This is a genomic window from Streptomyces sp. NPDC049627 (assembly GCF_044465645.1).
Classification (GTDB): domain Bacteria; phylum Actinomycetota; class Actinomycetes; order Streptomycetales; family Streptomycetaceae; genus Streptomyces.
Genome location: NZ_JBITLW010000002.1, coordinates 359,282 through 380,534 on the forward strand (window position 1 = coordinate 359,282; position 21,253 = coordinate 380,534).

The 21,253-nt window shown below is 71.3% G+C and carries 18 protein-coding genes; 13 read left to right on the top strand and 5 right to left on the bottom strand.

The genetic code is table 11. From position 1 onward, the window contains the following. Positions 1-44: 44 nt before the first annotated feature. The 6 genes from pdhA (ACIBU0_RS06605) to ACIBU0_RS06630 all read left to right on the top strand — a co-directional run bounded on the left by pdhA (ACIBU0_RS06605) (position 45) and on the right by ACIBU0_RS06630 (position 7,072). Positions 45-1,181: a pyruvate dehydrogenase (acetyl-transferring) E1 component subunit alpha gene (gene pdhA, locus ACIBU0_RS06605; protein WP_398812591.1), complete on the top strand. Its 1,137-nt coding sequence runs from the start codon at positions 45-47 to the stop codon at positions 1,179-1,181. Further along, positions 1,178-2,182, top strand: coding sequence for an alpha-ketoacid dehydrogenase subunit beta (locus ACIBU0_RS06610; RefSeq protein WP_398812593.1), 1,005 nt, complete (start codon positions 1,178-1,180; stop codon positions 2,180-2,182). Before pdhA (ACIBU0_RS06605) ends, ACIBU0_RS06610 begins: the two co-directional genes overlap by 4 nt. Then, on the top strand, positions 2,182-3,552 hold the full coding sequence (locus ACIBU0_RS06615) for a dihydrolipoamide acetyltransferase family protein (RefSeq protein ID WP_398812596.1): 1,371 nt from the start codon (positions 2,182-2,184) through the stop codon (positions 3,550-3,552). The genes ACIBU0_RS06610 and ACIBU0_RS06615 overlap by 1 nt, the downstream gene beginning before the upstream one ends. Positions 3,553-3,645: 93 nt before the next feature. Beyond that, on the top strand, positions 3,646-4,599 hold the full coding sequence (locus ACIBU0_RS06620; protein WP_398812599.1) for an NTP transferase domain-containing protein: 954 nt from the start codon (positions 3,646-3,648) through the stop codon (positions 4,597-4,599). Next, complete coding sequence (locus ACIBU0_RS06625; protein WP_398812602.1) at positions 4,596-5,966, top strand: molybdopterin molybdotransferase MoeA; 1,371 nt, start codon at positions 4,596-4,598, stop codon at positions 5,964-5,966. Before ACIBU0_RS06620 ends, ACIBU0_RS06625 begins: the two co-directional genes overlap by 4 nt. Beyond that, positions 5,963-7,072, top strand: a complete 1,110-nt coding sequence (locus ACIBU0_RS06630) for a potassium channel family protein (RefSeq protein ID WP_398812605.1) — start codon at positions 5,963-5,965, stop codon at positions 7,070-7,072. The genes ACIBU0_RS06625 and ACIBU0_RS06630 overlap by 4 nt, the downstream gene beginning before the upstream one ends. Before the next feature lie 31 nt (positions 7,073-7,103). Here the strand turns inward: ACIBU0_RS06630 and ACIBU0_RS06635 are convergent, their stop codons facing one another. Both ACIBU0_RS06635 and ACIBU0_RS06640 read right to left on the bottom strand, forming a co-directional pair. After that, on the bottom strand, positions 7,104-7,952 hold the full coding sequence (locus ACIBU0_RS06635; RefSeq protein ID WP_398812608.1) for an ABC transporter permease: 849 nt from the start codon (positions 7,950-7,952) through the stop codon (positions 7,104-7,106). Beyond that, positions 7,949-9,043, bottom strand: coding sequence for an ATP-binding cassette domain-containing protein (locus ACIBU0_RS06640; RefSeq protein ID WP_398812611.1), 1,095 nt, complete (start codon positions 9,041-9,043; stop codon positions 7,949-7,951). Before ACIBU0_RS06640 ends, ACIBU0_RS06635 begins: the two co-directional genes overlap by 4 nt. A 177-nt stretch (positions 9,044-9,220) precedes the next feature. On the opposite strand from ACIBU0_RS06640, the gene ACIBU0_RS06645 reads away from it, so the two are divergent. Then, a complete protein-coding gene (locus tag ACIBU0_RS06645) occupies positions 9,221-10,201 on the top strand; it encodes an NAD(P)H-quinone oxidoreductase (RefSeq protein WP_398812614.1) in 981 nt (326 codons plus the stop codon). An 88-nt stretch (positions 10,202-10,289) separates the two neighbouring features. Here the strand turns inward: ACIBU0_RS06645 and ACIBU0_RS06650 are convergent, their stop codons facing one another. Further along, a complete protein-coding gene (locus ACIBU0_RS06650; RefSeq protein ID WP_398812617.1) occupies positions 10,290-10,526 on the bottom strand; it encodes a hypothetical protein in 237 nt (78 codons plus the stop codon). 787 nt (positions 10,527-11,313) lie between these two features. Here ACIBU0_RS06650 and ACIBU0_RS06655 point away from each other — a divergent pair. Continuing rightward, positions 11,314-11,856: a PadR family transcriptional regulator gene (locus ACIBU0_RS06655; RefSeq protein ID WP_398812620.1), complete on the top strand. Its 543-nt coding sequence runs from the start codon at positions 11,314-11,316 to the stop codon at positions 11,854-11,856. Positions 11,857-11,942: 86 nt separating this feature from the next. Then, positions 11,943-12,485 (top strand): bacterial proteasome activator family protein, encoded by a 543-nt coding sequence (locus tag ACIBU0_RS06660; RefSeq protein WP_398812623.1) that lies wholly within the window; start codon positions 11,943-11,945, stop codon positions 12,483-12,485. 60 nt (positions 12,486-12,545) lie between these two features. Here the strand turns inward: ACIBU0_RS06660 and ACIBU0_RS06665 are convergent, their stop codons facing one another. After that, complete coding sequence (locus tag ACIBU0_RS06665; protein WP_398812626.1) at positions 12,546-14,210, bottom strand: protein kinase; 1,665 nt, start codon at positions 14,208-14,210, stop codon at positions 12,546-12,548. A 371-nt stretch (positions 14,211-14,581) separates the two neighbouring features. Between ACIBU0_RS06665 and ACIBU0_RS06670 the strand changes: the two genes are divergently transcribed. The 4 genes from ACIBU0_RS06670 to ACIBU0_RS06685 all read left to right on the top strand — a co-directional run bounded on the left by ACIBU0_RS06670 (position 14,582) and on the right by ACIBU0_RS06685 (position 20,166). Continuing rightward, a complete protein-coding gene (locus ACIBU0_RS06670; RefSeq protein ID WP_398812629.1) occupies positions 14,582-16,135 on the top strand; it encodes a protein kinase in 1,554 nt (517 codons plus the stop codon). A gap of 429 nt (positions 16,136-16,564) precedes the next feature. Then, positions 16,565-17,743: a pyruvate dehydrogenase (acetyl-transferring) E1 component subunit alpha gene (gene pdhA, locus ACIBU0_RS06675; RefSeq protein WP_398812632.1), complete on the top strand. Its 1,179-nt coding sequence runs from the start codon at positions 16,565-16,567 to the stop codon at positions 17,741-17,743. Position 17,744: 1 nt separating this feature from the next. Next, entirely contained in the window at positions 17,745-18,734 is a 990-nt protein-coding gene (locus ACIBU0_RS06680; protein ID WP_398812635.1) for an alpha-ketoacid dehydrogenase subunit beta, read from the top strand. Between the two features lie 10 nt (positions 18,735-18,744). Next, positions 18,745-20,166, top strand: a complete 1,422-nt coding sequence (locus ACIBU0_RS06685; protein WP_398812638.1) for a dihydrolipoamide acetyltransferase family protein — start codon at positions 18,745-18,747, stop codon at positions 20,164-20,166. A 68-nt stretch (positions 20,167-20,234) separates the two neighbouring features. Here ACIBU0_RS06685 and ACIBU0_RS06690 read toward each other — a convergent pair whose 3' ends face one another. Further along, entirely contained in the window at positions 20,235-21,173 is a 939-nt protein-coding gene (locus ACIBU0_RS06690) for a D-alanyl-D-alanine carboxypeptidase family protein (RefSeq protein ID WP_398812641.1), read from the bottom strand. Positions 21,174-21,253 lie beyond the last annotated feature (80 nt).

The following is a 21,253-nucleotide window of genomic DNA, read 5'->3' on the forward strand; positions in this document are numbered from 1 at the left end:
TGCAGCTGCGCCTTCCGTAGCCGCTCCCACGAGGAGGTGCCGTCATGACGGTCATGGAGCAGCGAGGCGCGTATCGGCCATCGCCGCCGCCCGCCTGGCAGCCCCGCATGGACCCCGCGCCGCTGCTGCCCGACGCGGAGCCGTATCGCGTGCTCGGCACGGACACGGCCGCGAAGGCCGACCCGGACCTGCTGCGCCGGCTCTACGCCGAGCTGGTGCGGGGCCGCAGGTACAACGTGCAGGCGACCGCGCTCACGAAGCAGGGTCGCCTCGCCGTGTACCCGTCCAGCACGGGCCAGGAGGCCTGCGAGGTCGCCGCCGCGCTGGCGCTCGAGGAGCGTGACTGGCTCTTCCCCAGCTACCGCGACACGCTGGCCGCCGTGGCCCGGGGTGTGGATCCCGTCGAGGCGCTGACCCTGCTGCGCGGCGACTGGCACACCGGCTACGACCCCCACGAGCACCGCGTCGCCCCCCTGTGCACGCCGCTCGCCACCCAGCTCCCGCACGCCGTCGGTCTCGCACACGCCGCCCGCCTCAAGGGCGACGACGTGGTCGCGCTCGCCATGGTCGGCGACGGCGGCTCCAGCGAGGGCGACTTCCACGAGGCGCTGAACTTCGCCGCCGTATGGCAGGCGCCGGTCGTCTTCCTGGTCCAGAACAACGGCTTCGCGATCTCCGTCCCGCTCGCCAAGCAGACCGCCGCCCCGTCGCTGGCCCACAAGGCCGTCGGGTACGGCATGCCCGGCCGCCTGGTCGACGGCAACGACGCGGTTGCCGTGCACGAGGTGCTCTCCGACGCCGTACGGCACGCCCGTGCGGGCGGCGGCCCGACGCTGATCGAGGCGATCACCTACCGCATCGACGCCCATACCAACGCCGACGACGCGACCCGCTACCGCGGCGACTCCGAGGTGGAGACCTGGCGCGGACACGACCCGATCGCGCTCCTGGAGCACGAGCTGACCGAGCGCGGCCTGCTCGACGAGGACGGCAGGCAGGCGGCCCGGGACGCCGCCGAGGCCATGGCCGCCGACCTGCGCGAGCGCATGAACCAGGACCCGGCGCTCGACCCCGGGGACCTGTTCGCTCACGTGTACGCCGAGCCCACCCCGCAGCTGCGCGAACAGCAGGCCCAGCTGCAGGCCGAGCTCGAAGCCGAGTCGGAAGGGTCGCACCGATGACCACCGTCGCCGTCAAGCCGGCCACCATGGCGCAGGCCCTCACGCGCGCGATGCGCGACGCCATGGCCGAAGACCCCGCCGTGCACGTCATGGGCGAGGACGTCGGCACCCTCGGCGGCGTCTTCCGCGTCACCGACGGTCTCGCGAAGGAGTTCGGCGAGGACCGCTGCACCGACACCCCGCTGGCCGAGGCGGGGATCCTGGGCACGGCGGTGGGCATGGCCATGTACGGCCTGCGCCCGGTCGTGGAGATGCAGTTCGACGCGTTCGCCTACCCGGCGTTCGAGCAGCTCATCTCGCACGTGGCGCGCATGCGCAACCGCACCCGCGGCAAGATGCCGCTCCCGATCACCATCCGTGTCCCCTACGGCGGCGGCATCGGCGGTGTCGAGCACCACAGCGACTCCTCCGAGGCGTACTACATGGCGACTCCGGGGCTCCATGTCGTCACCCCGGCGACCGTCGCCGACGCCTACGGTCTGCTGCGCGCCGCCATCGCCTCCGACGACCCGGTGGTCTTCCTGGAGCCCAAGCGGCTGTACTGGTCGAAGGACTCCTGGAACCCGGAGGACCCGCAGACCGTTGAACCGATTGGCCGCGCGGTGGTGCGGCGCTCGGGCCGGAGCGCCACGCTCATCACGTACGGACCGTCCGTGCCCGTCTGCCTCGAAGCCGCCGAGGCGGCGCGGGAGGAGGGGTGGGACCTGGAAGTCGTCGACCTGCGCTCGCTGGTGCCGTTCGACGACGAGACGGTCAGCGCCTCGGTACGGCGGACCGGACGGGCGGTCGTCGTGCACGAGTCGGGCGGGTTCGGCGGCCCGGGAGGGGAGATCGCGGCCCGGGTCACGGAGCGCTGCTTCCACCATCTGGAGGCGCCGGTGCTGCGCGTGGCCGGGTTCGACATCCCCTACCCGCCGCCGATGCTGGAGCGTCACCACCTGCCCGGCGTGGACCGGATCCTGGACGCCGTGGGGCGTCTGCAGTGGGAGGCCGAGAGCTGATGGCACAGGTGCTGGAGTTCAAGCTCCCCGACCTCGGGGAGGGGCTCACCGAGGCGGAGATCGTGCGCTGGCTGGTGGAGGTCGGCGACGTCGTCGCCGTCGACCAGCCGGTCGTCGAGGTCGAGACGGCCAAGGCGATGGTCGACATCCCCTGCCCCTACGCCGGCGTGGTCACCGCCCGCTTCGGCGAGGAGGGCACGGAACTGCCCGTCGGGGCGCCGCTGCTGACGGTGGCGGTGGGGGCGCCTGCCTCCGGCACGGAGACCGAGGGCTCCGGGAACGTGCTGGTGGGGTACGGCACCTCCGAGGCACCGGCGCGCCGCAGGAGGGTGCGTCCGGGAGAGCCGGCGCCCGCCGTACCGGTGGAGGCCGCCTCCGCCAACGGCAGGGCCGCCACCCGGGAGGTGCCCGAGGGACCGGTGCCGGTCATCTCGCCCCTCGTCCGCCGCCTCGCCCGGGAGAACGGCCTGGACCTGAGGGAGCTGCACGGCTCCGGACCGGACGGGCTCATCCTGCGGGCCGACGTCGAGTACGCCCTGCGTGCGGCCGCCGCACAGGGACGCACCACCACGCCGACGCCCGCACCGCACGCACCCGTGACGTCGCCCCCGGCACCCGCTCCGGCACCCTCCGCCGCCGTTCCCGCTCCGCAGTCCCCCGCCCGTTCCTCCGCGCCCCCCGCCGGCATCCGCGTCCCCCTCAAGGGCGTCCGCGGTGCCGTCGCCGACAAGCTCTCGCGCAGCCGTCGGGAGATCCCGGACGCGACCTGCTGGGTGGATGCCGACGCGACCGAGCTCATGCGGGCGCGCGCCGCGATGAACGCCGCGGGCGGGACGAAGATCTCCCTCCTCGCCCTGCTGGCCCGTATCTGCACCGCCGCCCTGGCCCGGTTCCCCGAGCTCAACTCCACGGTGGACATGGAGGCCCGGGAGATCATCCAGCTCGACCATGTGCACCTCGGGTTCGCCGCGCAGACCGAACGAGGGCTGGTCGTCCCGGTCGTGCGGGACGCGCACGCACGCGACGCGGAGTCGCTGACCGCGGAGTTCGCCCGGCTGACCGAGGCGGCCCGTGCGGGCACCCTCACTCCGGCGGAACTCACCGGCGGCACCTTCACCTTGAACAACTACGGCGTGTTCGGCGTCGACGGCTCCACACCGATCATCAACCACCCCGAGGCCGCGATGCTCGGCGTCGGCCGCATCATCCCCAAGCCCTGGGTGCACGAGGGCGAGCTGGCGGTGCGGCAGGTCGTGGAGCTCTCGCTCACCTTCGACCACCGGGTCTGCGACGGCGGCACGGCAGGAGGCTTCCTGCGGTACGTGGCGGACTGTGTGGAACACCCGGCGGTGCTGCTGCGCACGCTGTGACGGGCCCCAGCGGCCGACCGTTCGACGCCGCCACCCGCGGTCGGCTGCTTCCCCCGCGTTCCCTGTGATCGGGAGGGCACGCATACTCGGGGGGTGACCGCGTACGACTCGACGGGCGCGCAGGGCGCCGCCGATGCCGGGGACGACGTCGCGTACGACGCCGTCGTGCTCGCCGGCGGTGCTGCCCGGCGGCTCGGCGGCGCCGACAAGCCCGCCGTGCGCGTCGGCGGACGCGCCCTGCTCGACCGGGTGCTCACCGCCTGCGCCGACGCGCGCACCACCGTCGTCGTCGCCGCTCCCCGGCCCACCGCACGACCCGTGACCTGGGCGCGCGAGGACCCGCCCGGCGGCGGCCCGCTCGCCGCACTCGACGCCGGGCTGCGGCACACCACGGCGGAGCGGGTCGTCGTCCTCTCGGCCGACCTGCCCTTCCTCGACGAGGACACGGTCCGGCGGCTGCTGGCCGCCCTGCGCACCAGCGGCACCGACGGCGCGCTGCTCACCGACGCGGGCGGCCGCGACCAGCCGCTCGTCGCCGCGTACCGTGCGTCCGCGCTGCGCCGCGAACTGGCCGCGCTCACCCGTCCTGAGGGCGGTGGCCTCACCGGTCTCCCCCTGCGCCGGCTGACCGGCGCCCTCGATCTCACTCGCGTCCCCGACCCCGTCGCGTCCTTCGACTGCGACACCTGGGACGACATCGCCACTGCCAGGGCACGCATCAGGGAGCATGGGCACGTGTTGGATGAATGGATTTCCGCAGTCAAGGACGAACTGGGCATCGACCTCGACGTCGACACCAAGGTGCTGCTGGACCTCGCCCGCGACGCCGCGCACGGCGTGGCACGGCCCGCGGCCCCGCTGACCACCTTCCTCGTCGGGTACGCGGCGGCGCAGGCGAAGGGCGGCGAGGGAGGCCCCGAAGCCGTCGCCGAGGCCTCCCGCAAGGCGGCGGCGCTCGCCGTTCGCTGGGCGGACGAGGCGGCCGCCGCCAAGCCCGACGCGGCCCCCGACGCCACGCCCGACACCACCCGCCCGGACGCCGGATGACCGGCCGCGGCATCCGGGCGGACGAGGACGCCGAGGACCTCGACGTCGAGGAGGTGCTCGCCCTGGTGAACGACCACAACGGCCATCACACCCCCGGCGGCCACGTGCCCACCTCCGCCCCGCCCTCGCCGGGCCCCCACAACCCGGACCGCCACCACAAGGCCACCCACTGGCCCGAAGCCCGCGAGATCGCCGCCCGCGCCGCGCGTACCGCCGCCCGGGCGGCCCACCGTGCGCCCGTCTCGGTCGCCCTCGACGCCGCTCTCGGACTCACCCTGGCCGCCCCCCTCACCGCGCTCACCGACCTGCCGTCCTTCGACACCTCGGCGATGGACGGCTGGGCGGTCGCGGGCCCCGGCCCCTGGGACGTACGGGACGAGGGCGTCCTGGCCGGGCACGGCGAGCCCGAGCCGCTCACCGACGGCGAGGCCGTCCGCATCGCGACCGGCGCCCGCATTCCCCCGGACACCACCGCCGTCCTGCGCAGCGAGCACGGCCGCACGGACAGCAAGGACCGTCTGCACGCCACCCGGGAGATCGAGCCCGGCCAGGACATCCGCCCACGCGGCCAGGAGTGCCGTAACGGGGACCAACTGCTCGCCACCGGCACCCTCGTGACCCCGGCCGTGCTCGGACTGGCCGCGGCCGCCGGATACGACACCGTCACCGCCGTACCCCGCCCCCGCGTCGAAGTCCTCGTCCTCGGCGACGAGTTGCTGACCGAAGGGCTCCCGCGTGACGGTCTGATCCGCGATGCCCTCGGCCCGATGCTGCCGCCCTGGCTGCGCGCCCTCGGCGCCGAGGTCACCGCCGTACGCAGGCTCGGCGACGACGCCAAGGCCCTGCACAAGGCCCTCACCCGCTCCGACGCCGACCTCATCGTCACCACCGGCGGCACCGCGGCCGGCCCCGTCGACCACGTCCACCCCACGCTGGAGCGCATCGGCGCCGAACTCCTGGTGGACGGTGTCAAGGTGCGGCCCGGCCACCCCATGCTGCTGGCCCGCACCAAGGAGAACCAGCACCTCGTCGGCCTGCCCGGCAACCCTCTCGCCGCCGTCTCCGGCCTGCTCACCCTCGCAGAACCGCTGCTGCGAACCCTCGCCGCCCGCCCGGCGCCCGAGTCCTACACCCTCCCGCTGAAGGAAGCGGCGCACGGGCATCCGTACGACACCCGGCTCATCCCCGTCGTGCTGCGCGGTGACCATGCCGTGCCCTTGCACTACCACGGCCCGGCCATGCTGCGGGGCATGGCGGCGGCCGACGCCGTCGCCGTCGTACCGCCGGGCGGTGCGCGGGCAGGTCAGGAGACGGAACTGCTCGATCTGCCCTGGGCGAGCGCCGGCATCGAGGTGTGTTTCACGTGAAACTTCCGGGCCAGGACGCGATCGCCCGTCAGGCGGACGAACGGGTCGCGACCCATCGGGTGAAGCTTCCGAAGAAGATCGTGGAGCATCCGTTCCGTCAGGTCGCCAAGAGGGTCGCACTGGCTCTGGCGCTGCTCGTGGCGACCGCCCTGATCGTCTACGCCGACCACGAGGGCTACAACGACAACTCCGACAGTGCCGTCGACCTTCTCGACGCCTTCTACTACGCGACCGTCAGCCTCTCCACCACCGGATACGGCGACATCACCCCGGTCAGTGACGCCGCCCGGCTCACCAACATCTTCGTCATCACGCCCCTGCGTGTGCTGTTCCTGATCATCCTGGTCGGCACCACGCTCGAGGTCCTCACCGAACGGACCCGGGAGGAATGGCGTCTGACCCGCTGGAGGTCTTCCTTGCGCGACCACACCGTCGTCGTCGGCTTCGGCACGAAGGGACGCTCGGCGATCCAGACCGTCATCGCGACGGGCCTGAGCAAGGACCAGGTCGTCGTGGTGGACCCCAGTTCCAAGGTGATCGACGCGGCGGTCGCCGACGGATACGCCGGTGTCGTGGGCGACGCGACGCGCAGCGAGGTGCTGAGGCGGGCCGAGGTGCACAAGGCACGCAAGATCATCATCGCGACCCAGCGCGACGACACGGCCGTCCTGGTGACGCTGACGGCCCGGCAGCTCAACCGCGGCGCGAAGATCGTGGCCGCGGTGCGCGAGGAGGAGAACGCCCCGCTGCTGAAACAGTCCGGCGCCGACGCGGTCATCACCAGCGCCAGCGCGGCCGGCCGGCTGCTCGGCCTGTCCGTGCTCAGCCCCGCCGCCGGCATGGTCCTGGAGGACCTGATCCAGCAGGGCAGCGGGCTCGACATCATCGAACGGCCGGTCATAAAGGCCGAGGTGGGCAAGAGCCCGCGGCAGACGGAGGACCTGGTGGTCAGCGTCGTACGGGGGCACCGGGTGCTCGGATACGACGATCCGGACGTCGGGACACTGGAGTTGACGGACCGGCTGATCACCATCGTGCGGGCGACGCCGGGCAGTCAGGTCGCACCTGATGACCGGCGTCTGCCCCCTGGGATGCAGCCCATCTGACGTCCCTCGGCCTCTTTGACGCCCGGCCCGGCTACTTGCGGTTGTACAACCGCATCGTGATCGGCCCGAAGACCAGCACGAACAGACCCGCCCAGCCCAGCGACCAGGCGATCTCGTCGGCCGGCCAGTCGCCCGCCATCAGCGCGCGGACGGCCGAGGACAGATGGGTGATCGGGCTGTTGTTGACGAACGCCTGCAGCCAGCCCGGCATGGTCCTCGGGTCGACGAAGACGTTGGACAGGAAGGTGAGCGGGAAGATCACCATCATGCTGACGCCCATCACCGACTTCTCGCTGCGCAGCATCAGCCCGAACATCGTCCAGATCCACGAGAACGCGAACGAGAAGACGACCAGCAGCGCGATACCGGCGAGCACGCCGCCGACCCCGCCGTCCGGGCGGTAGCCCAGGATGATGCCCACGGTGAGCATCACGACGGACGCGATCGTGTAGCGCAGGGCGTCGCCCAGCAGATAGCCGACCATGGTCGACGGCCGCCAGATGGGCAGCGACCGGAAGCGGTCGAAGACGCCCTTCTCGATGTCGGTGTTCACCGAGACACCGGTGTACATCGTGATCATCACGACCGACATCACAAGAATGCCCGGCAGCAGGAACTGGATGTACTCCTTCGGCGACCCGGCCAGGGCCCCACCGAACAGGTAGGTGTACATCAGCACCATCATGATCGGGAACGCGGTGACGTCGAAGAGCTGCTCCGGCACATGCTTGATCTTCAGGACCGCACGCCAGCCGAAGGTCATGGAGGCCGACCACGCGCTGGGCCGCGGCGGCCGCTCCCCGGCGACGAGCAGCGCGGCGAGCGACTCGGTGCTGACCGGTGCGAGGTCCTTGCTCTCGGAGGTCGTCGCGGTGCTCATGCCGCCACCCCGCCCTTCTTGTCGTCGGCGTTGTCATTGGAGCCGGAGCCGGAGCCGGAGCCGGAGTCGGAGCCGGAGTGGGAGTCGGCGTCGGGGGATTTCTGGCCGTCTCGGGAGGCGTGGGTGTCGTGTCCGGTGAGGGCGAGGAACACCTCGTCCAGGCTGGGCTGGCCCAGCGAGAAGTTGTCGACGGTGATGCCGGCCCGGGCGAGTTCGTTCAGCGCGCGGGCGGCCTGCTCGGCCGCGGTGTCGTCGCTCGCCGCCGCACTCAGACGGGCGGTCAGGGCGACCGGGTCGGGCTCCGGCTGCACCTGCGCGTCGAGGGCACGGAGCAGCAGCTCCGCCGCGAGGGTCCGCTGGGCGGGATCGCGCAGCCGCAGATGGACGGAACCGGCGCCGACGGACGCCTTCAACTCGCCCTTGGTGCCCTCGGCGATGACCTTGCCCTGGTCGATGACGGCGATACGGGAGGCCAGCTGGTCGGCCTCATCCAGGTACTGCGTGGTCAGCAGCACGGTGGTGCCCTGGGTCACGACCGCGCGCACGATGTCCCACACCTGGTTGCGGCTGCGCGGGTCGAGACCGGTCGTCGGCTCGTCGAGGAAGAGCAGGTCGGGGGTGTTGAGGATGGACGCGGCGATGTCGATACGGCGCCGCATGCCGCCGGAGTAGTTCTTGACCTGCTTCCCGGCCGCATCCGTCAGTCCGAAGGCCTCCAGGAGCTGCGTGGAACGCTCCCGCGCGGCCTTCTTGCCGTGTCCGAGGAGCCGGCCCAGCAGGACCAGGTTCTCGGTGCCGGTGAGGTCCTCGTCCACGGAGGCGTACTGACCGGTGAGGCTCACCCGGCCGCGCACCTCGTCGGCCTCGCGCACCACGTCGTGGCCGAAGACGTGGGCCTCGCCGCCGTCGGGTCGCAGGAGGGTGGCGAGCATCTTCACCGTGGTGGTCTTGCCGGCGCCGTTCGGGCCGAGGACGCCGTAGACCGTGCCGGCCGGGACCGCGAGGTCCACGCCGTCGACGGCCCGTGTCTCACCGAACGTCTTCACCAGACCCGCGGTCTCGATGGCCAGGCCGGAGGTGTGCTGGCTCATGGTGGGGTGTCCTTCCGCGTGCGTGGGCTACGCATGGGGAGACCTTTACCGTCGCGCAAACTCATCGGTCGCGCACGGCGATTTCGGATGGGGCCCGCGCACGGACGCTTGCAGGGCCCATGGACGCCTCCAGGACGCAGGGACATGGGACGGGAGACCGAGGAGTAGCGTCCTGCCATGCATGCGATCACGATTCCCGAACCTGGTGGGCCCGAGGCGCTGGTGTGGGACGAGGTCCCCGATCCCGTGCCCGGTGAGGGCGAGGTACTGGTCGAGGTGGCGGCCGGTGCCGTCAACCGCGCCGACCTCCTGCAGCGGCAGGGCTTCTACAACCCCCCGCCCGGTGCCTCCCCCTACCCCGGCCTGGAGTGCTCCGGCAGGATCACCGAACTCGGCTCCGGTGTCTCCGGCTGGGCCGTCGGCGACGAGGTGTGCGCGCTGCTCTCGGGCGGCGGCTACGCCGAGAAGGTCGTCGTACCGGCGGGGCAGCTGCTGCCCGTGCCCAAGGGCGTCAGCCTCACGCGGGCCGCCGCGCTGCCCGAGGTGGTCTGCACGGTCTGGTCGAACGTGTTCATGGTCGCCCACCTCCGCCCCGGCGAGACCCTGCTCGCGCACGGCGGCTCCAGCGGCATCGGCACCATGGCCATCCAGCTTGCCAAAGCCGTCGGCGCCAAGGTCGCCGTGACCGCGGGCAGCAAGGAGAAGCTGGACCGGTGCGCCGAGCTGGGCGCCGACGTCCTGATCAACTACCGGGAGCAGGACTTCGTCGCCGAGATCAAAAAGGCCACCGACGGGGCCGGTGCCGACGTCATCCTCGACAACATGGGCGCCAAGTACCTCGACCGCAACATCCAGGCCCTCGCCGTCAACGGACGCCTGGCGATCATCGGCATGCAGGGCGGCGTCAAGGGCGAGCTCAACATCGGCGCGCTCCTGGCCAAGCGCGGCGCCATCAGCGCGACCTCGCTGCGGGCCCGCCCGCTCGCCGAGAAGGCGGCGATCGTGGCAGCCGTACGCGAGCACGTGTGGCCGCTGCTGGACGCCGGCCACGTACGCCCGGTCGTCGACCGGGAGCTCCCCATGAAGGAGGCCGCCGAGGCACACCGGGTGGTCGAGGAGAGCGGGCACGTCGGAAAGGTGCTCCTCGTCGCGTCGTAGGGCGACTCGATGCGTGCGGGCGGGCGGCGGCGACAAGGCGCCGCCCGCCCGTCTCGGCAACCGAGGATCCGTCCTCCCACGGCACCCGCTACGCGCGCCGCAGCCGCAGGCCCACGAAGGCGAGGCCCAGGCCGAGCCCGATGAGCACCAGCCCGGTGCCGAGGGGCAGGATCTCCCGTACGGGTTCGGCATGCGCCACGGGCTGCCGTACGGGCCGGTCCGGCGGGGTGGACGGTCCGGTGGTGGTGTCCCCGGCGGGGTGATCGACGGCACCCGCGCTCTCCTGCGCACTCCCGCCGTCGTCCTCGCCCTCCGCCTCCGGCAACGTCGATCCGTCCTCCTCCTCGTCCCTGTCGTGGCCCGCACCGCCGTCCTGCTCGCCCCTCGTCGCCTCCTCGTCCTCCAGCGGCCCCTTCTTCCGCCCCGGCCGCTCGCGTCCCTCACCCGCCCGGCTCCCAGCCCTGGACGGGTTGTCGGAGGGTGCGGCAGGAGAAGTGACAGGACCGTGAGCGGGAGCGGCGGATGACGGCCGTGCCTTGGACGGACGTGCCTTTCCGGATTCCGTCGGCTTACCCGAGCCGGGCGCCCCGGACTCGCCGCGCGCGGCGGAGGAAGCAGAGGAAGCGGAGGAAGCGGAGGAAGGGGAGGAAGCGGAGGAGTCCCCGGACTCCTCCCGTTCCTCTGCCCTCGGTCCTGAGGCCGACGAAGGCCGGGATTCGGACGAGGAGCCGGAGGATTCCCCGGAGGACCCCTCAGCGCCGTCCCCAGAGTCCTCCGGCGCAGGCGTGGAGCCGGAGGAAACCCCGGGATCAGCCGTATCCCGCCACCCCTCAAGGCCGTACGACACCCCAGCGCCCCACAGCCCCACCGCCAGCCCCATCACCACCACGACCAGCGCTCTCGCCATCCCCACCCCCGTCCCGGTCACACAGGGCAATGCGGCGTGCGCCCGCAAACCGCCGGAGGCAGCTGGCGGCCGCACCCGTCGCTTGCGCACCCGTCGCTTCCGCACCACGGTCGGCCATGGAGTCATGCGAACAAGCCTCACAGCACCCCGCACACCCGGCATTCCGGACTCCGCCACCCGACCGAATCCGGCGCACAATCCGGTTATGTCGATACGACACGGGCTGCTGGCGCTCCTGGAACCCGGCGCCCGCTACGGCTCACGGCTGCGCACCGAGTTCGAGAAGCGCACGGGCGGGACCTGGCCGCTGAACGTCGGCCAGGTCTATACGACCCTCGGCCGGCTGGAGCGGGACGGTCTGGTCGTCCAGGACGGCGTGGACGACGCCGACCGGGTGCTCTACGCGCTGACGGACGCGGGCCGCGCCGAGCTGCGGGCGTGGTTCGCGCGGCCCGTGGAGCGGGCGAGCCCGCCCCGCGACGAGCTGGCGATCAAGCTGGCGATGGCGGTCGGGGCGCCCGGGGTGGACGTACGGGAGGTCGTGGGGGTGCAGCGCAGGCATGTGGCCGAGGCCCTGCACGACTACGTACGGCAGCGGGCCGAGGCGCTCGCGCGGACGCACGAGCATCCCGAGGAGACGGCCCGACTGCTCGTCCTGGAGCAGCTCGTCTTCCACGCCGAGGCGGAGAGTCGCTGGCTCGACATCTGTGAGGCCCGCCTGCTGCGGCTCAACCGGGCCGGGGAGTGACGGAAAGTACCTCACCGTAAACGGTGGATCTCTCCCCAGCGGGGGCACCACGATGATGAGCTGTACGGGTGCGAGAGAATGGCGGCATGGAGATGCCGAGGAACGAAAGGCCGTCCGAGACGCCCCAGATCCTGGTCGTGGGCCAGGACGGGATGGCGCTCACCGGCGGCAACGGAGACGAGGACTCCCGCGAGGTTCCGGTGACGGAGATGGTGGAGCAGCCGGCGAAGGTCATGCGGATCGGCAGCATGATCAAGCAGCTGCTCGAGGAAGTGCGTGCCGCTCCCCTGGACGAGGCGAGCCGGGTCCGGCTGAAGGAGATCCATGCCAGTTCGGTGAAGGAACTGGAGGACGGTCTGGCTCCGGAGCTCGTCGAGGAGCTGGAGCGGCTCTCCCTGCCGTTCACCGACGAGGCGACGCCGAGCGACGCGGAACTGCGGATCGCGCAGGCCCAGTTGGTCGGCTGGCTGGAGGGCCTCTTCCACGGCATCCAGACCACGCTGTTCGCCCAGCAGATGGCGGCGCGTGCCCAGCTGGAGCAGATGCGCCGCGCCCTCCCGCCGGGCGTCGGCGGCCACGAGGACGGCGAGCACCACCAGGGCGGCCGCTCGGGCGGGCCGTACCTGTAACCGCCGGCCCCCGTTCCGCGAAGGGCCCGGCAGCCGATGCTGCCGGGCCCTTTCACATCGTCACTCGGGATTGCCGGTCGAGACCTCGAACGTGATCGTCGGCGGATCGTCCGGATCGAAGTCCGTGCGCGCCTTGGGAGTCTGCCGCATGACGGTGCCCTGGCCGAACGTGTTCTCGTTCACGTCCTTCTTCTCGTAATCCCAGCCCGCGGCGTCGAGGCACTCGACGACCGACGGCCAGTACTTGAACGTGAAGTCCGGCATCGTCACCTTGTCGGGGTCGAGATACGACTCCTGTGGCTCGGTGCACTCGGTCGTCTCGATCGTCTTCGAGCTGTCGCCCTCCCGGTAGCCCGCCGCCTTCGTCACCGAGGCCGTCGCGGTCGGGCCGCTTCCGCTTCCGCCCCCGCCCTTGTCCTCGCTGTCACCGTTCAGCGCCAGCGCCGCGATCAGGCCGACCACCGCGACGATGGACACGACGATCGAGCCGATGATCACCGGCCGGTTGTTCCTGCCGCCGCCCGAAGGGGCCCCCGGCTGCGGCGAGATGGTGTACGGCGGTGGGGTCGGATGGCCGTGCTGCGGGGAGAAGGCGGCGGGCGGCGGCGTCTGGTAGCCGGGCTGCTGCGGATAGCCGTACGCCGGGGAAGGCATCGACGGCGGCGGGGTGCCGTACGGATGCGGGGCCGGGGTCTGCGGGGCCGGGGTCTGCGGAGTCTGCTGGTACGGCGTCTGGACGGGACCCGAGGGCGGGGGCGTCTGGCCGACCGGCGGGAACACCGCGGCGCCCACGCCCTGGCCGCTCTGCGTCTGCGCGCCCGGCACGATGCTCGGCGGGGCAGCCTGGAAGGAGGCGGCCACGCGCAGGCATTCGTCGCGCATGGCCTCCGAGCTCGGGAAGCGTTCGTTCGGGTTCTTCTTCAGCGCGCGGGCGACCAGCGCGTCCACGGCCGGCGGCAGCGCGCGGTTGATGGAGGAGGGAGCCACCGGCTCCTCCTGCACATGCGCGTACGCGATCGCCAGCGGCGAGTCCGCCTCGAACGGAAGCCGCCCGGTGACCAGTTGGAACAGCATGATGCCGACCGAGTACAGGTCGGATCGGGCGTCCACGGCCCGGCCCAGCGCCTGCTCCGGCGAGAGGTACTGCGGGGTGCCGACGACCATGCCGGTCTGGGTCATCGACGTCACACCGGACTGCATGGCGCGCGCGATGCCGAAGTCCATCACCTTGACGACGCCGCGCTTGGTGACCATCACGTTGCCCGGCTTGATGTCCCGGTGGACCAGGCCCATCTCGTGGCTGATCTCCAGTGCGGCCAGCACATCCGCGGTGATCTTCAGCGCCTTGTCGGCGGGCATCGCGCCGAACTGCCGTACGTCCTCGTCGAAGACGGAGCTGAGGGGACGGCCCTCGACGTACTCCATGACGATGTACGGCGTCGTCATACCGCCCAGCTCGTCCTCGCCGGTGTCGAAGACGGAGACGATATTGGTGTGGGTGAGTTTCGCCACGGACTGGGCCTCGCGGCGGAAGCGCTCGCGGAACGCCTGCTCGCGGCCGAGCTCGGTGTGCAGCGTCTTGATCGCGACCTGCCGGTCGAGCACGGTGTCGTACGCGAGATGCACCGAGGCCATGCCGCCCTCGCCGAGCAAGTCGCGCAGCTGATAGCGGCCGCCGGCGACTGCCCGCCCCGCGTACCGGCCCTGCGCGCCGTCCTGGCTCATGTTCTGCGTCCCCCGTAGCCTCTTGGGCGCCTGCGATCGCCGTGGATCGCCGGATCCGAGTGATTCCGACGATCCGAGTGATCCAATGTGCTGATTCCCGGCCAAGTCTGCCCCACGGCACTGACAGGTCAAGCACGGTGCCCGTTCCGTGACCGTACGCGAAGGAAGCGGCGCGGAAGCGTTACAGGGGAAGTACGGCCGGTACACAGAATTTGCACGAGGGGACGGGGTACCGGTTTGATGGCCGGTCCGTCTCCTTCCGGTTTGGGGCGACCGTCTCGGACCGACGCCTTGCGCGGAGGCTGTAGCGTGGCCGACGGAGACCGTAACAACACCGCGCGCACCGCGGGCAGAAACGACGGCGAGGACTGATGGCACAGCAGCAGCGCGCTCAGGGCCCGTCCGACCCCGAGGCGGCTGGCGGCGGTATGTCAGACGCGCCGGAGATGTGGGGTAACGGCGGGCTTGTCGGGGACGGCCGTTATCGGCTGACCCGCAGACTCGGCCGGGGCGGCATGGCCGAGGTGTTCGCGGCCGAGGACGTGCGCCTCGGACGCACCGTGGCGGTCAAGCTGCTCCGCTCCGATCTCGCCGAGGACCCGGTCTCCAAGGCCCGCTTCACGCGCGAGGCCCAGTCGGTGGCGGGCCTCAACCACCATGCGATCGTCGCCGTGTACGACTCCGGCGAGGATTTCGTGAACGGCCAGAGCGTGCCGTACATCGTCATGGAGATCGTCGAGGGGCGGACCATCCGCGACCTCCTGATCAACGCCGAGGCGCCCGGCCCCGAGCAGGCCCTGATCATCGTCTCCGGCGTCCTCGAGGCGCTCGCCTACTCGCATCAGCACGGCATCGTGCACCGCGACATCAAGCCGGCCAACGTCATCATCACCAACAACGGCGCCGTGAAGGTGATGGACTTCGGCATCGCCCGCGCCCTGCACGGTGCGCAGTCGACGATGACGCAGACCGGCATGGTCATGGGCACCCCGCAGTACCTGTCGCCCGAGCAGGCGCTCGGCAAGGCGGTCGACCACCGCTCCGACCTGTACGCGACGGGCTGCCTGCTCTACGAACTGCTCGCGCTGCGGCCGCCGTTCACCGGCGAGACCCCGCTGTCCGTGGTCTACCAGCACGTCCAGGACATCCCGACACCCCCGTCCGAGGTCTCCGACGCGGCGCCGCCCGAGCTCGACGGCCTCGTCATGCGCTCGCTCGCCAAGGAGCCGGACGACCGCTTCCAGACGGCCGAGGAGATGCGCGGCCTCGTCCAGTACGGCCTGCAGATGCTGTACGACCAGGGTGGCCACACCGGCACCTGGAACACCGGCCCGGTGACGATGCACGACGGCCGGCACACCCCGGCGGGGGGCTTCGCGCACACGACCGTCATGGGGCACCCCGGCGACTCCGGCTCCGGCACGACGCAGATCCCGCAGCCGATCCTGCCCGCCGGCTACGGCGGCGGGGACGACGGCGGCTTCGAGGGGCACGGCAACCGGGGCAGCGGCCGCGGCAAGCTGTGGATCCTGGCCGTCCTCGCGGTGATCGCGATCGCGGCGGGCGTCGCGTGGGCGATGAACAAGGACAACGGCATCAAGGACGACCCCGGCACCACACAGACGCCGACCACCTCGCAGACCAAGGACCAGGACAGGGCCAGCGAGACGCCGAGCGACGAGGCGACCGAGGAGCCGACCGACGACTACACGGACGACGGCACCGGCACGGGCACCGACCCGGACTACACGCCGTCGTACGAGCCGACGGAGGAGCCGACCACGGCCGAGCCCACGGAGCAGCCGACGGAGGAGCCGACCGAGGAGCCCACGGAGGAGCCGACGGACGAGCCGACGGAGGAGCCGACGGACGAGCCCACGGAGCAGCCGACGCTGCCGACCCCTACGGGCGGCACCGCAGGCTGACCGAGCCGTCGACACCGACCGCCGGCAACAGCGACCCCCACGCGCGCGTGCGGCCCGGAAACGGGCTCCACGCGCGCGTGCCGTTTGACGGCAGGGCCATGCCACATCCCGCATCTCCCTCTCGGCGACTCTTCCCGTGACCTGGGTCACCGATATAACGTGCCGTTGTTCCGGCCCCCTGCAAGGCTGTGACCAGGGCTTGTTCCCGGCTTTCGCGATTTACTTGGATATCCAAGCAAAATCGCAGGTCAGGAGGGGTTTCACAGAAATGTGGAGCACTGGGTAACGTGCCTTTTGCAGGGCGCTCGCCGGGGCACCTGTCACCCTGTTCCCCTACGAGCCGCACCCACCCTGTGCGTCCGTAGGGCTGCAGGTGAGCCGCACTGGCACCCGGCGAACCCGGGTAGCCGGACCGACGGAGGAGCACACGTGACCGTGGAGAGCACTGCCGCGCGGAAACCGCGACGCAGCGCCGGTACCAAGAGCACGGCCGGCAAGACCACAACCACCAGGAAACCGACGAGCAAGGACCCCGAGCTCGTCCAGCTGCTGACGCCAGAAGGCAAGCGCGTCAAGAACGCCGAGTACGACAAGTACGTCGCCGGCATCACTCCCGAAGAGCTCCGCGGCCTCTACCGCGACATGGTGCTCACCCGCCGCTTCGACGCCGAGGCCACCTCCCTGCAGCGCCAGGGCGAGCTGGGCCTGTGGGCGTCGCTGCTCGGCCAGGAGGCCGCCCAGATCGGCTCCGGCCGGGCCACCCGCGAGGACGACTACGTCTTCCCGACCTACCGCGAACACGGCGTCGCCTGGTGCCGCGGGGTCGACCCGACGAACCTGCTCGGCATGTTCCGCGGCGTGAACAACGGCGGCTGGGACCCGAACAGCAACAACTTCCAGCTCTACACGATCGTCATCGGCTCCCAGACGCTGCACGCCACGGGCTACGCGATGGGCATCGCCAAGGACGGCGCCGACAGCGCGGTCATCGCCTACTTCGGTGACGGCGCCTCCAGCCAGGGCGACGTCGCGGAATCGTTCACCTTCTCCGCTGTCTACAACGCCCCCGTGGTGTTCTTCTGCCAGAACAACCAGTGGGCGATCTCCGAGCCGACCGAGAAGCAGACCCGGGTGCCGCTCTACCAGCGCGCGCAGGGCTTCGGCTTCCCGGGCGTCCGCGTCGACGGCAACGACGTCCTGGCGTGCCTGGCCGTGACGAAGTGGGCGCTGGAGCGCGCCCGCGCCGGCGAGGGCCCCACGCTGGTCGAGGCGTACACGTACCGCATGGGCGCCCACACCACCTCCGACGACCCCACCCGCTACCGCGGCGACGAGGAGCGCCTGGCCTGGGAGGCGAAGGACCCGATCCTGCGCCTTCGCCGGTACCTGGAGGCCTCAAACCACGCGGACGAGGGATTCTTCGCGGAACTGGAGACGGAGAGCGAGGCGTTGGGCAAACGAGTGCGCGAGGCGGTCCGCGCCATGCCGGACCCGGACCACTTCGCCATCTTCGAGAACGTGTACGCGGACGGGCATGCGCTCGTCGACGAGGAGCGCGCCCAGTTCGCCGCCTACCAGGCGTCGTTCGCGGACGTAGAGGGGGCCTGACATGGCAGCGGAGACGGTAAAGAACCTGGCTCTGGCCAAGGCGATCAACGAGTCGCTGCGCCGCGCCCTGGACTCCGACCCCAAGGTCCTCATCATGGGCGAGGACGTCGGCAAGCTCGGCGGCGTCTTCCGGGTCACGGACGGCCTGCAGAAGGACTTCGGCGAGAGCCGCGTCATCGACACCCCGCTCGCTGAGTCGGGCATCGTCGGCACCGCGATCGGCCTGGCCCTGCGCGGCTACCGCCCGGTCGTGGAGATCCAGTTCGACGGCTTCGTCTTCCCGGCGTACGACCAGATCGTCACGCAGCTCGCGAAGATGCACGCGCGCTCGCTGGGCAAGGTCAAGCTGCCGGTCGTCGTCCGTATCCCCTACGGCGGCGGTATCGGCGCGGTGGAGCACCACTCCGAGTCCCCCGAGGCGCTCTTCGCGCACGTGGCCGGCCTGAAGGTCGTCAGCCCCTCGAACGCGTCGGACGCGTACTGGATGATGCAGCAGGCCATCCAGAGCGACGACCCGGTGATCTTCTTCGAGCCCAAGCGGCGCTACTGGGACAAGGGCGAGGTCAACACCGAGGCCATCCCCGGCCCGCTGCACAAGGCGAAGGTCGTCCGCGAGGGCACGGACCTCACCCTGGCCGCGTACGGCCCGATGGTGAAGCTGTGCCAGGAGGTCGCCGACGCGGCGGCCGAGGAAGGCAGGAACCTGGAGGTCCTGGACCTGCGCTCGGTCTCCCCGCTCGACTTCGACTCCATCCAGGCCTCCGTCGAGAAGACCCGCCGCCTGGTCGTGGTCCACGAGGCCCCCGTGTTCTTCGGCTCGGGCGCGGAGATCGCCGCCCGGATCACGGAGCGCTGCTTCTACCACCTGGAGGCCCCGGTGCTGCGCGTGGGCGGCTATCACGCCCCGTACCCGCCGGCGCGCCTGGAGGAGGAGTACCTGCCGGGCCTGGACCGGGTGCTCGACGCCGTCGACCGTGCCCTGGCGTACTGAGGAGAGGGGCATGACGACGATGACTGAAGCGTCCGTGCGCGAGTTCAAGATGCCCGACGTGGGCGAGGGACTCACCGAGGCCGAGATCCTCAAGTGGTACGTCCAGCCGGGCGACACGGTCACCGACGGGCAGGTGGTGTGCGAGGTCGAGACGGCCAAGGCGGCCGTCGAGCTGCCCATCCCGTACGACGGGGTGGTCCGCGAGCTGCACTTCCCCGAGGGCACGACGGTGGACGTCGGTACGGCGATCATCGCGGTGGACGTGACGGGCGGGACGGCCGCTGCCGCTCCGGCGCCGGTCGCGCAGCCGGAGGCTCCGAAGGAGGAGCCCAAGGCGGCGGGCTCGGGCCGTCAGCCGGTGCTGGTCGGCTACGGCGTGGCCGCGTCCTCGACGAAGCGCCGCCCGCGCAAGGGGGCGGAGGCTCCGCGCCAGGAGGCCCCGGCGGCGGCGCAGGCCCTGCAGTCCGAGCTGAACGGGCATGGTCCCGCGGTCGTGGACCCGGCTGTGGAAAGGCCCCGGCCGCTGGCGAAGCCGCCGGTGCGCAAGCTGGCGAAGGACCTGGGCGTCGACCTGGCCACGGTGACGCCGACCGGCCCCGACGGCATCATCACGCGCGAGGACGTCCACGCGGCGGCGGCCCCGCAGGCCCCGGCCGCCGCACCGGAGCCGCAGGTCGTCCCGGCCGCCGCTCCGGCCGCGGCCCCCGCGCCGGTCGCCACCTACGACACGGCCCGTGAGACCCGTGTCCCGGTGAAGGGCGTCCGCAAGGCGACGGCGGCCGCGATGGTCGGCTCGGCGTTCACGGCACCGCATGTCACGGAGTTCGTGACGGTGGACGTGACGCGCACGATGAAGCTGGTCGAGGAGCTCAAGGAGGACAAGGAGTTCGCGGGTCTGCGCGTGAACCCCTTGCTGCTGATCTCCAAGGCCCTGCTGGTCGCCATCAAGCGCAACCCGGACATCAACGCGTCCTGGGACGAGGCGAACCAGGAGATCGTGCAGAAGCACTACGTGAACCTGGGCATCGCGGCGGCGACCCCGCGCGGCCTCATCGTCCCGAACATCAAGGACGCCCACACCAAGACGCTGCCGCAACTGGCGCAGGCGCTCGGCGAGTTGGTGTCGACGGCGCGGGACGGCAAGACCGGCCCCGCCGCGATGCAGGGCGGCACGGTCACCATCACCAACGTCGGCGTCTTCGGCGTCGACACCGGCACCCCGATCCTCAACCCCGGCGAGTCCGCGATCCTCGCGGTCGGCGCGATCAAGCTGCAGCCGTGGGTCCACAAGGGCAAGGTGAAGCCGCGCCAGGTGACGACGCTGGCGCTGAGCTTCGACCACCGTCTGGTGGACGGGGAGCTGGGCTCCAAGGTCCTCGCCGATGTGGCGGCGATCCTGGAGCAGCCGAAACGGCTGATCACCTGGGCGTGAACCGAGGACGGCCCCCGCATCGAGCGGGGGCCGTCGTCATTCCGGTGCGGGCGTGATGCCGCGGCGGATCAGTCGCGCTGTGCGCCCTGCGGCAGGGTGCGCAGCTGCATCGTGCTCGCCGAGCTGGAGCCGAAGGCGTAGTCCATCAGCTTCGCGGCGTCCGTGAAGCGGTACTGGTCGTTGAGGAGGACGCCGACGACCGTCTTGCCGTCGCGGGTGCCGGCGAAGACGAGGCAGGGGCCGGCCGGGGTGTTGGTGCCGGTCTTCACACCGATGGCGCCGCTGTAGGAGCCCAGCAGCTTGTTGGTGTTGTACCAGGTGTAGGTGCGGGTGCCACCGGTGCTCGTCGTCGCGTACTGCACCGTCTTCTGCTTCTTCACGATGCCCGCGAACGTCGAGTACTTCATCGCGCTGCGCGTGAGCTTGGCGAGGTCGCGCGGAGTCGTGTAGTTCGTGTTCTGCGTCGAGTTGCCGTCGAACGAGTCGAAGTGGGTGTTCGTCAGGCCGAGGGCGTCGGCCTTGGTGTTCATCTTGCTGATGAAGGACTTGGTGCGCGCCGAGACCGTGGTGCCGGAGCCGAAGGTGTCCGCGAGGGCCATCGCGGCGTCGCAGCCGGACGGCAGCATCATCGCGTGCAGCAGCTGGCGGATGGTGACCTTGTCACCGGTCCTCAGGTCCGCGGTGCTCGCGCCCTTGGCGGCGACGTAGTCGCGGTAGGCCTGCTTGATGGTGATCTTGCGGTCGAGGTTCAGATCGGGCGTGCTCAGCACGACACGCGCCGTCATGATCTTGGTGGTGCTGGCCATCGGCCGCTTGGTGTCGGCGTACTTGCTGTAGAGCGTGGAGCCCGTCGCACTGTTGAGCATGAACGCGCCCTTGGCGCTGACCGTGGGGGCGGTCGCGGCCTGGGCGGGCGCGGACAGGGCGCCGCCCGCGACCAGCGCGCCGGTGGTGGCGACGACGGCTGCGGCTCTGCGGATACGTACGCCCTTGATGCCGGTTATCACTATGAACGCTCCGGATATGCGAAATGCCCGTAGACATTTGCGATGTGGAGGGGGGAGGCGCTCAGGAGACACGCGAGGAG

Excerpts from the sequence above, each read along its gene's own strand:
- ACIBU0_RS06635 (WP_398812608.1), bottom strand. The coding sequence starts at position 7,952 with ATGAGCACCGCGACGACCTCCGAGAGCAAGGACCTCGCACCGGTCAGC.
- ACIBU0_RS06685 (WP_398812638.1), top strand. The coding sequence starts at position 18,745 with ATGACGACGATGACTGAAGCGTCCGTGCGCGAGTTCAAGATGCCCGAC.
- ACIBU0_RS06670 (WP_398812629.1), top strand. The coding sequence starts at position 14,582 with ATGGCACAGCAGCAGCGCGCTCAGGGCCCGTCCGACCCCGAGGCGGCT.
- ACIBU0_RS06610 (WP_398812593.1), top strand. The coding sequence starts at position 1,178 with ATGACCACCGTCGCCGTCAAGCCGGCCACCATGGCGCAGGCCCTCACG.
- pdhA (WP_398812591.1), top strand. The coding sequence starts at position 45 with ATGACGGTCATGGAGCAGCGAGGCGCGTATCGGCCATCGCCGCCGCCC.
- ACIBU0_RS06680 (WP_398812635.1), top strand. The coding sequence starts at position 17,745 with ATGGCAGCGGAGACGGTAAAGAACCTGGCTCTGGCCAAGGCGATCAAC.
- ACIBU0_RS06625 (WP_398812602.1), top strand. The coding sequence starts at position 4,596 with ATGACCGGCCGCGGCATCCGGGCGGACGAGGACGCCGAGGACCTCGAC.
- ACIBU0_RS06665 (WP_398812626.1), bottom strand. The coding sequence starts at position 14,210 with ATGAGCCAGGACGGCGCGCAGGGCCGGTACGCGGGGCGGGCAGTCGCC.
- ACIBU0_RS06645 (WP_398812614.1), top strand. The coding sequence starts at position 9,221 with ATGCATGCGATCACGATTCCCGAACCTGGTGGGCCCGAGGCGCTGGTG.
- ACIBU0_RS06655 (WP_398812620.1), top strand. The coding sequence starts at position 11,314 with ATGTCGATACGACACGGGCTGCTGGCGCTCCTGGAACCCGGCGCCCGC.
- ACIBU0_RS06640 (WP_398812611.1), bottom strand. The coding sequence starts at position 9,043 with ATGAGCCAGCACACCTCCGGCCTGGCCATCGAGACCGCGGGTCTGGTG.
- ACIBU0_RS06660 (WP_398812623.1), top strand. The coding sequence starts at position 11,943 with ATGGAGATGCCGAGGAACGAAAGGCCGTCCGAGACGCCCCAGATCCTG.
- ACIBU0_RS06615 (WP_398812596.1), top strand. The coding sequence starts at position 2,182 with ATGGCACAGGTGCTGGAGTTCAAGCTCCCCGACCTCGGGGAGGGGCTC.